The organism is Flavobacteriales bacterium (assembly GCA_016716605.1).
Lineage (GTDB): Bacteria > Bacteroidota > Bacteroidia > Flavobacteriales_F > PHOS-HE28 > PHOS-HE28.
This window is the reverse complement of the sequence record JADJWA010000001.1, coordinates 296,247-312,712: the sequence shown is the minus strand read 5'-3', so window position 1 is coordinate 312,712 and position 16,466 is coordinate 296,247. Positions and strand designations below refer to the sequence as shown.

Genomic DNA, 16,466 nt, shown 5'->3' with positions numbered 1-16,466 from the left:
ATGGTGGTGCTGCTCTTCGGAATGATCGCCGAGAAGGCGGGCGAGGGAAGGCTCGAACTGGAGGCTTCCACTTTGAGCGAGCTGCGCGCCCGCTTGGCGGAACGCATCCCTGAGCTCACGGCGCTCAGCCATGCCATCGCCGTGGATCGCGTGATCGTGAAGGAGGACCGGAGCCTGACCGGCAACGAGGAGATCGCCGTGCTACCCCCATTCGCAGGAGGATGAGCGAAGCGGGAGCGCATAAGGTGAGGGACATCTTCGTGGAGGGGCCGATAGGCCCAGCCTTCATTGCCACAAGCATCGCCAAGCACGCCACGCGGATGGACATCGGTGCGCACGAGATCTTCCTGGGGCAGGTGCGCGCGGATACGATTGATGGACGTACGACGATGGCGATCGAATACACCGCCTACCGCGAGATGGCGTTGGAGCGAATGACCTTGATTCGCGAAGAGGCCTTTGTCCGTTGGCCGACGATGACCTGCTTGCATGTGCATCACAGCCTTGGCGCCATCGGCGCTGGTGAGCTTTGCTTCATGGTCTTCGCCAGTGCACCGCATCGTCTGCAAGCACGGGAAGCGGTAGCATGGGTGGTTGAGCGCGTCAAGAGCGAACTACCGATCTTCGGGAAGGAAATCATGTCCGACAGCGGTCATCTCTGGAAGAGCAATTCGTAAGGGCGGGATATGTCCAGCCCCGACCATCCCATGATCGACATCACCCACAAGCCCACCACGCTCCGTGAAGCAACCGCTACGGCATTGGTCACTGTTAGTGATCCTGCCACCATCGCCGCCGTGAAAGAGAAGCGCGTGCCCAAGGGCGATGTGCTGGAGAGTGCGCGTGTAGCAGCGCTGTTCGGCGTGAAGAAGACCCACGAGTTGATCCCCGATTGCCATCCGCTCCCGATCGAGCATGCGGAGTGCACTTTCGCGATGGGGGTAACGGAGGTCATCGTCACCATGCGCGTGCGCACCATCTACCGCACGGGGGTGGAAGTTGAAGCCATGCACGGAGCCAGCGTGGCGGCCCTCACCATCTACGACATGCTAAAGCCCATCGACAAAGGCGTGGTTATCGCCGGCATCAAACTGCTGGAGAAGAAAGGCGGCAAGAGCGATTGGAAGGACCGTTTCGATGCGCCGGTGAAAGCGGCCGTGCTGGTGATCAGTGATAGCGTTGCGAGCGGCAAGAAGGTGGACAAAGGCGGGGTTGAAGTGCTGGAGCGGCTGAAGAGGCTGGGGGTAGAATGCAGCGACACCACCGTGGTCCCCGATGAGCCCGAGACGATCGTTGCACAGGTGAGAGCCTGGGCGAACGAAGGCATTGACCTCATCCTCACCACTGGCGGCACGGGCCTCTCACCTCGCGACCGCACCCCGGAGGCCATCGCACCCATCCTGGATCGCGAGGTGCCCGGCATCATGGAGGCCGCGCGCACCTACGGCCAGGAGCGCATGCCCTGGGCCATGATGAGCCGTGGCGTCGCCGGCATGATCGGCCGCACACTGGTGATCACTTTGCCGGGCTCAACCCGCGGCGCACAGGAAACGATGGATGCGCTGTTCCCCTTCGTGCTGCATGTGGTGAAGGTGCAGGAGCACACGTTCCGTCATGGGTTGTGATTGAATTCCAATAAACGGGGCGGTATGCACAGGCTCTTCACGGCCATCTGCTTTATCGCAATCACTGGGCTCCGCGCGCAACTCGTGGCCCCTGAGCTGCGCACCATCACCGTTCGTGATGGGCTTTCGAGCGATCACATCCAGTGCATGTCCGCAGACCGGCGCGGCTACCTGTGGATCGGCACGAGCAACGGCTTGAATCGCTTCGATGGCAAGCGTGTGAAGGTCTACCGCACTGGGGGCATGCGGGCCATTCCGAGCGATATGATCATCGCCATGGCGGCGGGGAATGATGGCCTGCTATACATCGGAACGAGCGCGCCATACCTCACCATGCTCGATCCGTTGGCGGATACGCTCACGAATATCCCGATCCCGATACCGGCGTTCTCCGCGCATGGCGAACAGCGGGTGAATCGCATCCACATCGATCGGAAGGGGCGCATCTGGGTGGCGCATGGAGCGCGATGCCTCAGCCTGTTCGATCCTTCATCGCGAGCATTCGCCACCACGGAGATCCCACCGCCTTTGCCATCGCCGCGATCCCGCGAAGCGGTCATCGGGATCAACGAGGATGCTGCCGGCGTCCTGTGGATATCAGCGTTCAAAGGGCTGGTCCGATTCGATCCGGAAACCAGGACCGCATCACCGGTCCATCTGCATCCGGCGGCCGATTCACCCGGTGCGGGCTATGCCTTCCAGGTCCGGGGCGTGGCGGATGATGACAGCTGCCTGATCATCGGCACCTGGAGCGAGGGCATCTTCCGCATGCGCAAGCGCGATGGCGAAGTACGTCTGCTATGGCCCGAACCGGACCATGAACCGACGTTCGTGGACCACATGGTGCAGGACATGCTGCGTGGGCCGGGAAGCATGGTGCACGTGGCCACGATCGACCAAGGCCTGCTTCAGCTCGATCTCGGCACCGGCATGGTGCAGCGCTACGATCGCTCACTCGCCGAAGAGCGCTGCCGAAGCAGCAACCCCTTATGCCCTGGCGCTGCACGCTTGATGCGGATGGATGATGCGCTGTGCATCGGCACCTACACGAATGGGCTGTACATCTGGTCCGCGCGCGCGAACCTGGTGCGATCAAGCCAACTGCCCCCGCATGATCCGGAAGAGGAGACCGATGAGGTGTTCGCCGTGCACCGCGATGCGCGCACCGGGAACCTGCTCGTGCAGTCTCATCACCGCGGGTTGTTCGTATACGACAGCGCCGGCAGTGCTTTGATGCACCGGTTCCATCGGCCTGGTACCGACCGGCGCTACTACCAGCATTCATGGCTGGATGCCAATAGGCTGCTCATGTGCAGCAAGCCTCACGCCTTGGCAGCCAATTTGAGGACAGGGACGGTGGAGCGTCCGCGCTACTTGCTCGAGGGCACGCCGTGCGGCGGCATGCTCTGGTGGGCGCGAGGCGATGGAGGTCATGGCCTTTGGTGCCTGACAGGGTCCATGGGGCTGCACCACGTGGACACCATCACCGGGCGTTGCGTGGCCATCTCCGACTCGTTACCTGAGCTTGCGCGAAGGCTTGGAACGTGGCCATGGGACGTCTTCAGGGATCGCGCTGGACGCCAATGGTTCCTCAGTGCCACTTCACCGCCAGTGGTGCTGCACCCGGACGGTTAAATCGAAGCAGTGAGCGGACCGGCATCACTCGCGCCCTTCGAGGTGAGCGACATGGCCGAGACACCGGACGCACGATTATGGTTCGCCGTGAAGCACACGGGGCTGGCCATGCTGCAACCCGATGCAACGAGAACCTCAGAAGTGAAGGATATGAGCGCTTCGCTCAGCTCGCGCAACATCACCGAGATGGCGGCCATGCAGGACGGCGGCTTGTGGATGACGTTGCCCAACTCATTGCAGCACTTCGACCCTGCAACGAACCGATCCACGATGATCACCGTGGTGGATGGCCTGCCGTCGGGTCCGCTCAACCTGAGCCCCATGCATGAGCCGCTCGAAGGGCCGCTGATCGTGGGCACCTGGGAGGGCTTCTTCACGGTTCGAAGGGAAGGGCTGGTGAACGTTGCGCCCCCATCGGTGCAGATTCCGCGCGTGCTCGCGCTCGATAGCCTGATCGCAACGGACGTGGACCTCAACAACGGCGGAGGCATAGAACTCGCGCATGACCTCGACCGCCTCACCTTTCTGCTCCGAAGCGCCAACCTCATCGATCGCGAACGTGATGAGTTCGCGTTCCGATTGATCGGATCGGACAGCGCATGGACCTTGGTGGGTGATGAGGACCGGGTCACGTTCAATTTCCTGCCACCTGGTGAGTATCGCTTCGAAGTGAAGGCGCGCACAGCCAAAGGCCACTGGGGACCGGCCTCGGTGGCGGAATTCAGGATACTTCCGCCTTTCTGGGCAACGTGGTGGTTCCGGAGCTTGATGATCCTTGGGATCGCCGCGTGCAGCTGGCTGGTTTTCCGTGCCGTGCTTCGCGCCCGATTACGCAAGCACCGAGAGCAGCTGGACCGGGAGCGTGCGCTCCTCGAAGAGCGCGTCCGCATCGCGCATGATCTGCATGATGATCTGGGGAGCAGCCTGGCGCTGATCGCCATGGAGGGAGAGCTCGCAAGCATGGATGGGGGGCTCCACGATCCCCGCGAGGCGTTGAGGCGCGTGAGCGAGGGGGCGCGCGAGGTCACTGACAATATGCGCCGCATCGTTTGGGCACTCGGATCGGGGCAGGATACCTTGGGCGACCTGGTGGCTTACATACGATCCTCAGCGGCTGAGTTGCTTGATCGCGCTGAGATCGAGCTTGAATCGCATGCAGAGGTCGCCACGCCGATGACCAGGCTTTCAGCTGATCAACGAAGGCATCTCCTGCTCATCGCCAAGGAGCTGCTCCTCAATGTGGTGAAGCATTCCCACGCGCGCCATGCCATGCTGCGGATGGTGCAGCGCCATGACAACCTGATCATGACCGTTGCCGACGATGGGCGCGGATTCGACGTTGACATCCGGCTTGGTTCTGGTACCGGCACAGTAAGCGTGGCCGAGCGCGTGAAGGCGCTCAGTGGCACCTTCGGGATCGAAAGCACCTTGGGCGCTGGCACAACCGCGCGCATCGAGGTGCCGTTGGCCGCGGTCTAGTACACCGCCAGCGAGGCCCGGGGCCCGCTACATTTCGAGGGTGGACCAGCCGATCCGTCTTGCCATCGTGGAGGACCTCCCTCAGATGCGGCAGTTCCTGCGCACCGTGATCTCGCGCGCTCAGGACATGGACCTGCTCGCCGAGTACAAGAGCGCCGAGGAGGCCTTCCCGTCCATCACGGAGTTGAAGGCGGATGTGGTCATCAGCGATATCGGCCTGCCTGGAGCCAGCGGCATCGAGCTGCTGCGCAAGCTCAGGCCTTTCCTGCCCCGTGCGCAGTTCATGGTCTTCACGGTGCATGACGATGACATGCGCGTTTTTGAAGCGCTCAAGGCCGGCGCCAATGGTTACATGCTCAAGAGCAGCACGCCCATCGCCATGCTGGAAGCCGTGCGCGAGCTTGCCCGGGGCGGTGCGCCCATGAGTGCGAGCGTAGCGCGTCGGCTGGTGGATCATCTTCGGCCTTCGGCCTCCGCCGCTTCGAATGAGCACGAGGCGCTCACGCCGCGGGAGCAGAAGGTGCTGGACATGCTCGCGCAAGGGCTGCTCTACAAGGAGATCGCTCAGCAGGAGGGCCTATCGATCAGCACGGTGAAGGCGCACATCCACAGCGTCTACAAGAAGCTGCATGTTGGCAGCCGCGAAGAGGCCGTGGAGAGATACAAGTCGCGGTGATGCATGCCGCGCTGTCGCAGGCCATCCTGCCCAACAGCAAGCCGGATCGCTCACATCCTCACCCTCGCCTTCGGTGAATAGTCGCTGTCGCGGCCGCGGGTGGTGACCACCTGGATGAAGTAGCCGAGCTCATCGCCCGGCTTGACCAGCCGGTCCTTGTGGGCGCGCGCGGTTCCTGGAAGCAACTCGAACTGCTGCCATTTACCGCCGTTGATGCTCTTGTAAAGGATGAACTTCACCCCGTCGCGTGGCGCGTACTCCCAGCTGAGCTGCACGTACTTCTTGTCCGGGAAGGCTTCCGCCTCGAGCATCTCCACCTTCGGCAGCTTGTCTCGGCTGTTCATTCGGAGCTTCGGTTTCTGGTGGCTGAACGTGGCCCAACCGGCATCGTCAATGGCGACCACGGCGTACTCGTAATAAGCCGGCTTGCCGCTGTCCTGATCAATGAACCCGAAGCGCTCCTCCTCGGAAGGCACCCTCGCGATGGTGTCCCACTTCGTCTCCCCGACCGCACGGCGCAGCAGGCAGTGCCGCACCACATCATCGCTGCTGCTGGGCGCCCAGCGCAGCCAGATGCCATCGTCGCTCACACGGTAATCCTTGAACACCGGCGCGGTGGGTGGTCTCCGATCGGGCCGCTGCAGCTCGATCAGTTCGCTGTGCGCACTGCCGTTCCGGTTCAGGTCCACGGCCATCACCTTGTAGAGCACTTTCTCGGTGAGCGTGCGCATGCTGATGGTATCGGTGTAGACGGTATCGCGCACCGCTGTCCCGGTGAGCCGGCTCTCCACGTGGTCGCGTTGGTTCTGCCAGAACACATGATAGCCGTACAGATCGGCTTCCTTGCCGAGGCGCCATTTCAGCGTGACTACGCCGTTGGTGTCCACCTTGCCCTCGAGGCCGATGGGCCGCCCGGGCGGTATGCTGTCCACCACGCTGCCCATGGCGCTCATGCTCAGGCCTGGATTGTTCGCTGTGTCCACGGCGATCACCAGATAGTAGTTGTGCTTCAAGGTCTCCGGCGACTTGTCCACGAAGCTGCGCGCAGTGGGCGGAAGCGGCGCGCTATTCAGTGCCCGCTCATCGCTGGCCACGCTGGTGCCGCGAGTCACATGGAAGCCCTTGAGGTCCTTCACGCCGGCCGGATAGTCCCAAGTGATCTCGATGGTGCCCTCCTTCTCCGTAGCGCGAACGTTCGTGGGCGAAGGCGGCGGGGTCCGGTCACGCCAGGTGGCCTGCACCGGTTTGCTCGGCGCGCTGCGTGTACCGAAGGCAGTTAGGCCGATGATGCGATAGCTGTACGCGCGCTTCGTGGCATCCACGGTATCGGTGTACACGATGACATCCTTGGTACCGGGCAGATCGGGGTTGGTGAAACTGACGAAGGGCTGCGGGTTGATCTTCTTCCATGAGCCGCCACCATCTGCGCTGCGCTCCACATCGTACGCGGTGAAGTGCGCTTCGTGGGCTGCACGCGGCCAGTTGATCATCATCAGGCTGTCCTGTTCGTTCACGCGGGTGATGATCGGCAGCTTGATGACATCGGCCTTCTCCGTGTTCACGGCCACTGCACCATCGCCGATCGGGTAGCTGGCGTTCTCCGTGGCCACCTTCACGCGGTAGAGATATTGATGACCGGGCACCACGTTCTCGTCTGTGTAGGCTAGGCCACTGGCTTGTGCTGCTGGCCACGACAAGTCAGCGGCCAGCAATGCGAATCCGAACCGTTCCTTCAGCCTGTCGCTGGCTTCTTTGATGTTCTTGTCGAAGCCCATGTTCGCAGGAAGCAGCGCTGTGTGGATCATCTCCCCGGCCACCATCACGTAGAGGTCGTCGGGTAGGCGCGCATGCAGGTCCTTCCAGCCTTGCTGCCCGAGCGGGGCGAGCTTCGTTGGCGTCAGGTTCACGAATGCGTTTGCCTCGCGCGCACTGGTGTCCGAAACGCTGCCGAGATCCGCACGCTCCACTAGGTAGCCGAGCTGGTTGGCATTCAGCCAGCCGCCCGGCGCATCCGGCGCCCAGCGCAGGCGCACCACCCTGCCGTCGTAGTGGGCTTTAACCACGATGTGCGCATAGAGCTTGCCGCGCTCAGCACGATAGATCGAATCCTCACGCAGCAGCGCAAGCGAATCGGCGCGCGAGATGGGCGACTGTGCCAGCAGGCTAGTACAGCACAGTGCCGTCGTTGTAAGCAGGAGGCTCCTCATAGCGCAGGGTGAAGGGTTTTATGGACGAGGTGTTCCGCGAGGCGGGTATCGGCGAGCGGAAATGCATCTTGATGTGGTAGGTGGCATTGTAGTACACGGGGAACTCCTGTGTCGGCGCAGGAAGATTGCCCGAGTGCAGCAGGTGCATGGCGGTGTACGATTGCATGGCGTTGAGGCGCATGTTGATACGGTTGAGCTGAGGGCCATGGAGCAGCAGGAGATTGCTGAGGTTATCACCGTTGCTGCCCGGGGCGTTCAGCGCGTTCAGCGCCGCCACTCGGATGGTGCCCTGATCCTCCGAGGCAAGCTTGCCCGCGCGGTAGAGGAAGCCGAAGCTGTACCAAGGGCTCATCTGTGCCACGGAGCCGGATCCGACACCGGCGAACATGCCGCTCAATCCTCCGGGCGCGCCGCCGCCCGGCAGCGTCCCGACGGAGGCGATCCCCCAACTGCCTGCTGGCACGTTGAGCAGGGGCGTGGGCGATGCAGCGATCTCGCTCTCGTTATCGCTGATCGGCGAGTCGATCACACCGTTGTAGCTCACCACAGCCTCCGGCCTGCTGCTCCATAGCAGCCAATGCGCCATGGGGAAGGGCGGCAGCGTGACGCTGTTGCCCGGGAAGCTGTAGCTGCGGCGGGTGCGGTACTGTTGGAGCGCATTGTACATGCGGTCCTCCGTGTAGCGGAAGTAGCTGTCATTCCAGTCGGGCGCGAAACGGACCAATGCGGCAAGCTTCTGCAGTCCGTTCTTCCACACGCCGTGGATATCGGCCTCATCGAAGAGCTCCTCGGCCTGGCCTCGCGCATCGGCATTGCGCCAATCGTCGTAGCGCGCCGGAGTGCGGCCATCGAGGGTCAGCGCGGCGAACTTCTCCGCGAGCGTGTTGAACTTGCTCGAGCGGAAGCGGAAGGCGTAGAGCAGATGGTCGTTCGCTGCAAGCGAGGTGGCGCGCTGCACATTCCCTCCGGTGAGGTTCATCCGCGTCACATCGCCGTTGGCGGCGATGAAGGTCTGCGTGAGCGGGGCGCCGATCTGCGCGGCGTAGGCTGCCGCCGGAGCAGCCGTCGCGCCGATCCCGGCTGCCCCTGGTGCTCCTCCGATCATGGGCAAGCCGCTCGCGGTGGCGGTCTGCCTGCGGAGCAACTGCACGATGTAGATGCGCTGCGGATCAAGCGTGGGAACGGTGAGCGGGATGTCGATGCCGCCGCTGTACACGATGGGCGTCTCCTGCGATGCGCCGCCACCGAGCGGGATGAACTTGGCGACGTAGGTGTAGCTGCGACCTTCCACCGTGGCCGCGAACAGGTAGGGCATGCCGAGGGTGAGGCGCACGCGGCCCTTGTTGTTCGATTCCTGCTGCAGGAAGTAGCGCTGGCGGTTCACCGGGTAGGTGTAGTCCACGTTGCTCTCCGGGATCATGACCGGCGCCGCGCCCGTGCGGAAGTTCTGGCTCCGCTCTTCGCGCCATGCACTCGATGATCCGTTGGGGATGAAATCGCGCAATTGGTAAGGCGCGTATTCCTCTCGCACCTTCACTTCAACCCGCGTGCGGTAGTCGGTGCGCGCCTTCAGCACATCGGTGCGGCTCAGGTAGCTGATCGTTCCCCGGTCGTCCTGGAAGCGGTTGCTGCCAGGCACGTTCACGTTGCCGCTCACCTCATGCAGCGTGAAACTGCTCACGTAAGGGTGGAAGCGGTAGAGCTCGACGCTGCCATCCGGGCGGATCAGCTTGGGGACCTCCAGTACTTCGAGCACCGGCAGATTGTAGCTGGCCGTGGGCATATCGAAGATGCTCACGTCATTGCCCTTCGGCCCCAGGTCCTTGATGAATGTGAAGTCGGCCAACGGATCGCCTGCCGGCATGAGGGTGCACTGCTGCCCCTCCTCCACATGGAAGCTCGCGTCGCCGGTGATCGCGCCGTTGAGCACGCTGAAGTGCACCGCAGCATCGCCACGGAAGCCGCTTGGGTTGGGAAAGTTGCCTCTCAGCAGCATGGCTGCGCTCATGCTCAGGATCGGCGCACGGAAGCGCATGAAGAGAAGGTCGAGCTGCACGCCCAGTTCGCCCCACATGCCCGCATAGAACTGGCCTTGCGCGTACCAGCCATTATCCCCGGGCCGACGGCCTGTCTCCGCGCACACCATGCTCTCCGGGATCTCGCTCAGGAGCAGGTCGAAGCCGATGCACATGCCGAAGGTGGCGTAGAGCACGGCGAGGTTGATGTCCATATCAAGTGAGAACCCTGCGCCGAACGCGAAGCCCGCACCGTTCTCGAGCGGTCCCATGTCTCGCGTGCCGCCAATGGCTGCAGCCGTCTCCGCTTCGGTACCAAGTCCGCGCGAGGGGTCGTTCAGGCCGAGGATCTCCATGATGCGCGCAGGCGGGTCGGGCAGCTCGAAGGGGATGCTGTCGTTGCCCGTCATGATGTAATTCGTGATGCTAAGGATGGGCGAACCACCGGGCGGGCCGACAACGATGCCGCCGGGATTATCCGGCGTGCCCATGATGAAGTACCACTTGCCGCTCTGGCTCTCGGTGTGGAAGTTGGCATCGACGAGCTTGTTGCCAGTGCCTGCCCCGCGCGCCACTTCGAAGTCGAGCATCACAGCCAGGTTGGCGTGTATCACTTCATTGCCTTCGCGGTTGGCGTAGCTGAAAAGGATGGTGCCCGTGATGCGCGCCTCATCGCGCTCGGGTATGTCCACCAATCCGTAGATGTCGCCGCGGACCATGAGTGCGCTGAGACCGCCTGCCTGCGTGAATTCCGCACGCAGGGTGAGGTCCATGTTGCAGCCTTTGGGATTCGGGTAGGTGCCGAAGACCAGGCCCAGCCGGATGCCGAGGAAGGTGTTGAAGTCCTCTTCATAGCGCCCTCCGCTCGGCGCAGGTCCACTGCCCACGGCACTGGCATCGGCGGTGAGCCCACTGGTGAAGTCGTCGGGCGGGTCATCGCCAGCATTGGTGTCTGCGGGTGGGATCTCGTCTGGCGGCGTTTGCGGCGCCATGCTCGCCATGCGCTCGTTGGTGGGGAGCGACCCATCGATGAAGCGCATGTGGTGATATGCTCCGCCGCCGAAGCCATAGATGCCCACGCCGGTCATGATCATCAGGCCGGGGTTGAAGTAGAGCATGCCATCCACCATCCAGTAGCTGTAGTGCTGGGCGCTGGTGTTGATGGGGGCCGCCGGATTCGTCTTGATCGTACCGAAGATGGCCTGCAGGTCCCCGCGGATACCCATGGGGAAGCCTACGGTGAGCGCGCCCTTCACCTCCTCCTTCAGGGCCGTTTTCGTGATGCGCAGGTCGCCGACGAGGCGCATGGCGCTTACATCCACATCGAGGTGCATGCCGGTGAAGAGCACATCGCGGAAGTCGAAGCGTTCCACGCCATTCGCTCCCAGTTGCAATTCGGTCACGAACTTGAGCGCAACGCTCGCAGCGAAGCTTCCCTCGCCCTCACCGCCGCTCAAGCTCACCATCGGCTCCACCACCAGCGCGGGGTGCGCGGGATCATCGAATTCCAGCGCGAGGTTGCGGATGCTGAGCGGGAAGCCGCCCACTTCTTTCTGCGGACTTGCATAGGCGAACGCGCAGTTCCCGCAGCTGATGCCATCCTCGCTGTCGAGCACCAGGTCCTCGAAGTTCATGCCCGGCATGTTGATGCTCGGGATGCTGCCGAGGTCGATGCCCAGCTCGCTGCTGAGCGCTGTGCTGATGCTGATGCTGCCGTTCAATTCCGCGCGCACCTTGCTGTCGTCGCTGAGTGTGGCGCGCACATAGCTGTTGGGTTCCAGTTCCATCTCCGCGATCCAGAGCGGGGCGGTGAGCGTGTCCTCCAGCTGGGCCTCCAGGGTGAAGGCGAATTCGCTGCTGTCGGCATCGAAACCGAGGATGGCCACGTACTTCACGAAGTCGTGCTCGCCATTGATCGGCAGCCCGATCCTGCCCTTCAGCCCGGCACGTTGGAAGTTGTTCTGAAGCATGTCCATGTACACGCTGTCCACGCTGAAGGCCCAACTGTCGATGCGGCCCTGGTTCACGGCCACCAGGTTCATCAGGGTGAAGTTGAAAGACAGCTCGGACTGGTCATCGATCATGAAGTTGTTCAGCGAAGCCCCCACCGGTGCGCCGGTGCCGTCGCCCCAGGTCTCCGGGGTGCGCATGGCCAGCCGCTTCATGTAGAAGCCCTTCCACAGCTCGTGCGTGGCACCTTCGAGTATGGCGGGATGGTCGTAGCCCTCTGGGAAGTCGATTCCCTCCGGGTTGGCAATCGTGCTCCAATCGAGCCATGCTTCCTCCACCGTGAAGACCCAATCCTCGGCGCCGGGCACCTCGAAAGGGTCCATGGTGAAGGCGGCCATCACGTTCCATTCCGTCACGGCGCCATCGTGGACCGCCTCGCGGCATACCTGGAACTTGAAGCGTGCCTCCACCTTTTCGGTGCTGGCTTCATCGTGGTCGCCCTCGGGAACGATGGTGCCGCGATCGAACTTCACGGCGCACGCCACTTGCATGCAGCGGAACCCGTAGCAGTCCCAATCCACGTAAGTGAGATCGCTCACATCGGTGCTGGCGCCGCCACGGAAACGGAACTCGGTGCCCAGATCGCCGGTCACCAGCACATCGTTGGGCAGGTAGGCGCGGCCTTCATCGCCGAGGCCGTCTGGCGTGAAGCACATATCACCGATGCCGAAGGAGAGCATGGTGCGGATCTCCATCACATCGATGCCGGCCACCATGTCAAGGCAGGCGCGCAGCGAGTCGAAGCGCATGTTGATGATCCCGAGCGTGACCTGCCGGTCGCCGACCTCGCGATCGATCCCGATGGGCATGCCGATCTCACGGCCGCTATCGAACATGCTCGCGAGCCGTAAGCCATCCTGGATGAGCCCGTTCATCGTTTCCACATCGTCCTCGCTCATGTTCGGGATCCGCGTGATGCCGCTGGTGATGGTGTTGAGTGAGGGAGGGTTCCAGTCATGGCGAGCCTCCACGCGGCCTTTGAGCATGCGGCCATCGCTGTTCCATCGCAGCTCGCTGAACTCAACCATGATGTTCACATCGTTGAGGAAGCGCACGGGGATCTTCCCGGTCCCGCTGTAGGTGGTGCTGCCATTCACGGTGAGCACCGTCATGTTGAATTTGCCCACGCGCACGATATCGCCCGCATCGAGTCCGCCAACGGCGGTGAGGTTCGTGATTGGATCGGCAAGGCACACGCTCACGCAGGTGCCCGCAGGCTCCTCGGCCGGGGTCTCCGACGAAGGCTCGTCATCGCAATGGCCCACGCAGAAGCGCGAAACCGGGCTGGTGTTGTAGTTGGCGCTTGTGATGTCGTCTGGGTCCGTCTTCCAATGCAGCCGCCAGTAGTAGGTGCCTTCCTCGGTGAGGTTGGCTGTCGCGTTGAGCTCCTTGTACAGGTCGTTGACGAATGCTTCCTCCGCAGCCAGCGCGCTGGTGATGGACCAGTTCTGGCCGGTGAGCGAGCCGTGCGTGGTGTAGGCGATGGTGCTGAAATCGGAGCGCCGGCTCACCTCGATCTGCCAATGCTCGGCATGCCACCCATCGATGAAGGTGGTGCCTCCGGCCATGGTGGCCTGCACCACCGCGAAGGGCGGCAGCGGTTCGGAGGGCGGCAGCGCGGTGAGCCAGCGCAATTCCACATTGCCTGCGGGAACGATCGCGCCATCGGCAGGCGATTGCTGTTGCGAGGGTCCCATGCCGATGCCGAACGGCTCTTCGCCGCTATCGCCATGCACCGTGGTGCCACCCAGGGTGAAATCGCCATTGGTGCGCCACTGGTAGCGCCGGCCCCGCTGGAAGCTGTTGTCCGGGATGGCGCCGTTCGGATGGAAAACCGATAGGAACTGCGACTCGTAGGCGGTGATGTCTCCGAAGGAGACGTAGCCCTGCGAACCCGGCGGGCCGTCGGGCCAGTTGAGCGTGCGCGAATAGTCTGGCAGTGCCGAGCCGCCGATCTCGCGCAGGGTGGTGCTGTACGTGAATCGCGTGTAGTCGCGATATGGCTCGAAGCGGGTGACGATGTTCACGAAGTCGAAGGGCACCCAATCGTTGCCCTGCGGCCACACCGCGCGCAGCACGCCGTTGCCGCTCACGCCTTCGGGGGCGTACAGGAAAGAGCACACCTCGCTGCGCACCAGCGCGCTTTCATCGGCCATGCCGCCGTTGAGCACCGCGCTCACGCGCACCGCATAGTAGTACCCCGCATCAAGCATCAGCTGGTCGGGGATCTCGATGTTCATCACGAGATCCTCGGAGACCGCGGTGAAGAGCTCTGGTTCCGTTGCGCTGAGCATGGCATCATTGGCATCGCCAACGCGATCGCCGGGCGGATCGATGCGCACGATATCGAGCCTGTACATGATCCGATCGGCCAGTGCCGGCGGCGGACTGAAGGTCCACGCGATGTTCAGCAGGCCGTCTGGCAGGGTGAAGGTGGTGCCGCAGATGTTGGTGAACACCGGCGGTGGCGGGTGCACCACCAGCCAACCGGAGCAACCGGCAGGAATCGGCGCGCTCACGGCTTCGCCATCGGGGCAGGCGAGCAGCTGCACGCAGATCTCCCAATAGCCTTCAGGCAGCAGTTGCTCATCGCGGATCTGCGCATAAGTGATCCCTGTGAACTCGAAGTCGCCCTCGCCGATGCCGGCCCCGGCGAATCGCTCGGCGAGCTCGTCCACGTTCAGCACGGTGGTCCCGGGATCGATGTCAGTGCATTGGCTGGGCACGAATTCCGGCCGGGAGCGGATCAGGATGCCCCGCTCCACGCAGCGCAGGACCAGGAGGGCGGTCACGGATCGGGAGCCGGAGGCCGTCGAATTGATGGTCACGGTGGCCTCGGCTGCCTGATCTTGGAGCTCGGCCCAAGTGAGCGGCGGCGGCAGCGGCGCGGTGGTGGTCACCGTCATCGGGTACGATTGGCCTGATGCCCGTGCTGCGATGCACAGGATGACCAGGAGCAAAGTGCCGCGCAGGGTGGGCCAAGGTTTCCGGGTGTTCATGGCTTGTTCGGTTTTCGGTCGCGCTTGCGGAACTCCACGGAGTAGGTGAGCTGCACGCGCATCTGGTACTGGCTGTCCTCGAATCGCTCGTTGGTACTTCGGCCGTTATAGTTCACGCCCAGGCCAAAGCGGTGGCCCTGCCCCACCTTCTGGTCAACGCCGGCATTGGCGATCAATGAAGTGCTGCCGCCATACTGCTCGCCCCGGTTCAGGTAGAAGGCCGCGCGCGCATTCAGGCCTGTTCGGTCCTTGTTGAATCCCTTGCGCGCGTTGAGGGATGCGCCGTACTTGATCCGGCCGAAGCCTGCGCTCTCGAACAGGCTGGTGGTCATTCGAACGCCCCAGCCGAAGGCACGCGGTTTCACCTGCGAGCGGTAGCCCGCGCTGGCAGTATAGGTCACGGTGGTCATGGCGGGCTGCGATGGGTAGCCTTCGTTCACGAAACCCTGGTAGCCCAGCGCGATGTCCATGCTTCGCGCAGTGCCAGTGGCCGTATTGCGGAATCGCAGATTGGTGTTCAGCATGAGGTTTTCGGACACCTGCCGAAGCGTGAGCGTATCGGTGCCGGCGGCTTCGTACGCGCTGCGCACGTTTGCCTCGAAGTTGCTCCAGCTGAGCGTTGCGGAGAAGACCTTGCCGCTGTTGTAGCTCAGGCTGGCGCTACCGATGGTGCGCTGCGTGCGCGTGGCGAGGGAACGCTTGATGTTGTTCGTCTGCAGGCCCAGCGATCCGCTCACGCGCAGCTTCTGCTTGAAGAGCCCGGTGGCGACCGCCCCCCGGTAGTTCTCCAGGTCGCGGAGGAAGAAGTAGTTGCCCAGCGTCATGAAGAGCGGGTCGATGCGGTCGTAATTCACGGAGAAGGTGGTTCCGCGCACATTGTAGCTCAGGCCGGACTTCACGGCCACGCCCCTGCGTGAGCGCGCATCCATGTTGAAAAGCGGCGAGTCGTAATCATTGGCCACCGTGCTCAGGTCTCCGGTGCGCTCCTCGGGCACAGCGCCCACGTTGTGCAGGCTGCCTGCGGCATCGAGCTGCCATTGAAGGCTCTTGGCCAGTTGCACGGCTGCGCCGATCCCGAGCACGAGGTTCTCCTCGGGCAATGCGCTCCCGTACCGGCCATTGCGAAGCGCGATCTCGTCGTACTCGTCCTTGGCGCGGAAAAGCACCAGGTCCACATGGCTGGCCTGCGTGCCGCCGCCCACCTTCACAGCCATCCCGTTGCGCAGGAATGCCGGCTCTTCGATCGCCTCGGTGGTGGTGTCCGCGAAGATTTCCTTCCGCAGGCGACCGTACATGGCAGCGAAGCGGAATCTGCCCGGGGTGAGCTCCAGGCCGCCGCCGAAGAAACGTTGGCCTGTCATGGTGAGCTCGCTGAAGTGCATGCCTCGGTGCCCGATGTGCGCGGTGGCCCATTTGTACCTCGGGCTCAGTCCGTACTGGTTGAATGGCTGTCGGAACTCGCGCTCCTTCTCGCTGAACACGAAGCTGAAGGGGATCTGCAGGTCGTAGATGGCGAGGTTGAGCCGTGCATTGATGCCCCAGGTGCAGGGCGCCATGCGCGGATCATCGAGGTCGCTGGTGTAGGCGGCCCCGAACGCGCTCAGCCCGCCGGTGAGGTTCACACCGCCCTTGCGCCCCAGTTGCTGCAAGTCCTGTGCGTGCATGGGATCGCCGGTAAGCAGCAAGAGCCCTGCAATGAGGATCGCAACTGGATGCTTCAATGGCATGATCGCCACGAAAGAGCGACGGCTTGGCCTTCTGGCAGCCGTGTACTAGAACTAGCCCGGGGTACTAGTACACGCGTCAGCAACCTTCGGCTA

9 protein-coding genes are annotated in these 16,466 nt (G+C 63.1%); 6 read left to right on the top strand and 3 right to left on the bottom strand.

From position 1 onward, the window contains the following. Genes IPM12_01265 through IPM12_01240 form a run of 6 tightly spaced genes read left to right on the top strand, consistent with a single transcriptional unit; the run spans position 1 to position 5,415 of the window. On the top strand, positions 1-225 hold the full coding sequence (locus IPM12_01265) for a MoaD/ThiS family protein (protein MBK9146429.1): 225 nt from the start codon (positions 1-3) through the stop codon (positions 223-225). Then, positions 222-677, top strand: a complete 456-nt coding sequence (locus IPM12_01260; protein ID MBK9146428.1) for a molybdenum cofactor biosynthesis protein MoaE — start codon at positions 222-224, stop codon at positions 675-677. The genes IPM12_01265 and IPM12_01260 overlap by 4 nt, the downstream gene beginning before the upstream one ends. 30 nt (positions 678-707) lie before the next feature. After that, on the top strand, positions 708-1,625 hold the full coding sequence (locus IPM12_01255) for a bifunctional molybdenum cofactor biosynthesis protein MoaC/MoaB (protein MBK9146427.1): 918 nt from the start codon (positions 708-710) through the stop codon (positions 1,623-1,625). 24 nt (positions 1,626-1,649) lie between these two features. After that, a complete protein-coding gene (locus tag IPM12_01250; protein ID MBK9146426.1) occupies positions 1,650-3,260 on the top strand; it encodes a hypothetical protein in 1,611 nt (536 codons plus the stop codon). A 9-nt stretch (positions 3,261-3,269) separates the two neighbouring features. Next, the gene (locus IPM12_01245) at positions 3,270-4,739 is read left to right on the top strand and encodes a hypothetical protein (GenBank protein MBK9146425.1); all 1,470 of its coding nucleotides are present in this window, start codon (positions 3,270-3,272) and stop codon (positions 4,737-4,739) included. Positions 4,740-4,779: 40 nt separating this feature from the next. After that, positions 4,780-5,415 carry a response regulator transcription factor gene (locus IPM12_01240; protein ID MBK9146424.1) on the top strand — a complete coding sequence of 212 codons (636 nt, stop codon included), beginning with the start codon at positions 4,780-4,782 and terminating at the stop codon, positions 5,413-5,415. Between the two features lie 50 nt (positions 5,416-5,465). Here IPM12_01240 and IPM12_01235 read toward each other — a convergent pair whose 3' ends face one another. From IPM12_01235 to IPM12_01225, 3 genes are read right to left on the bottom strand one after another with little or no spacing between them, the layout of a single operon-like run. Continuing rightward, the gene (locus IPM12_01235) at positions 5,466-7,622 is read right to left on the bottom strand and encodes a hypothetical protein (protein MBK9146423.1); all 2,157 of its coding nucleotides are present in this window, start codon (positions 7,620-7,622) and stop codon (positions 5,466-5,468) included. After that, positions 7,579-14,646 (bottom strand): hypothetical protein, encoded by a 7,068-nt coding sequence (locus IPM12_01230; GenBank protein ID MBK9146422.1) that lies wholly within the window; start codon positions 14,644-14,646, stop codon positions 7,579-7,581. Before IPM12_01230 ends, IPM12_01235 begins: the two co-directional genes overlap by 44 nt. Beyond that, a complete protein-coding gene (locus IPM12_01225) occupies positions 14,643-16,373 on the bottom strand; it encodes a hypothetical protein (GenBank protein MBK9146421.1) in 1,731 nt (576 codons plus the stop codon). Before IPM12_01225 ends, IPM12_01230 begins: the two co-directional genes overlap by 4 nt. Between the last annotated feature and the right edge of the window lie 93 nt (positions 16,374-16,466).

Coding starts and splice junctions, on each gene's coding strand:
- IPM12_01225 (MBK9146421.1), bottom strand. CDS start 16,373: ATGCCATTGAAGCATCCAGTTGCGATCCTCATTGCAGGGCTCTTGCTG.
- IPM12_01230 (MBK9146422.1), bottom strand. CDS start 14,646: ATGAACACCCGGAAACCTTGGCCCACCCTGCGCGGCACTTTGCTCCTG.
- IPM12_01265 (MBK9146429.1), top strand. CDS start 1: ATGGTGGTGCTGCTCTTCGGAATGATCGCCGAGAAGGCGGGCGAGGGA.
- IPM12_01250 (MBK9146426.1), top strand. CDS start 1,650: ATGCACAGGCTCTTCACGGCCATCTGCTTTATCGCAATCACTGGGCTC.
- IPM12_01255 (MBK9146427.1), top strand. CDS start 708: ATGATCGACATCACCCACAAGCCCACCACGCTCCGTGAAGCAACCGCT.
- IPM12_01235 (MBK9146423.1), bottom strand. CDS start 7,622: ATGAGGAGCCTCCTGCTTACAACGACGGCACTGTGCTGTACTAGCCTG.
- IPM12_01260 (MBK9146428.1), top strand. CDS start 222: ATGAGCGAAGCGGGAGCGCATAAGGTGAGGGACATCTTCGTGGAGGGG.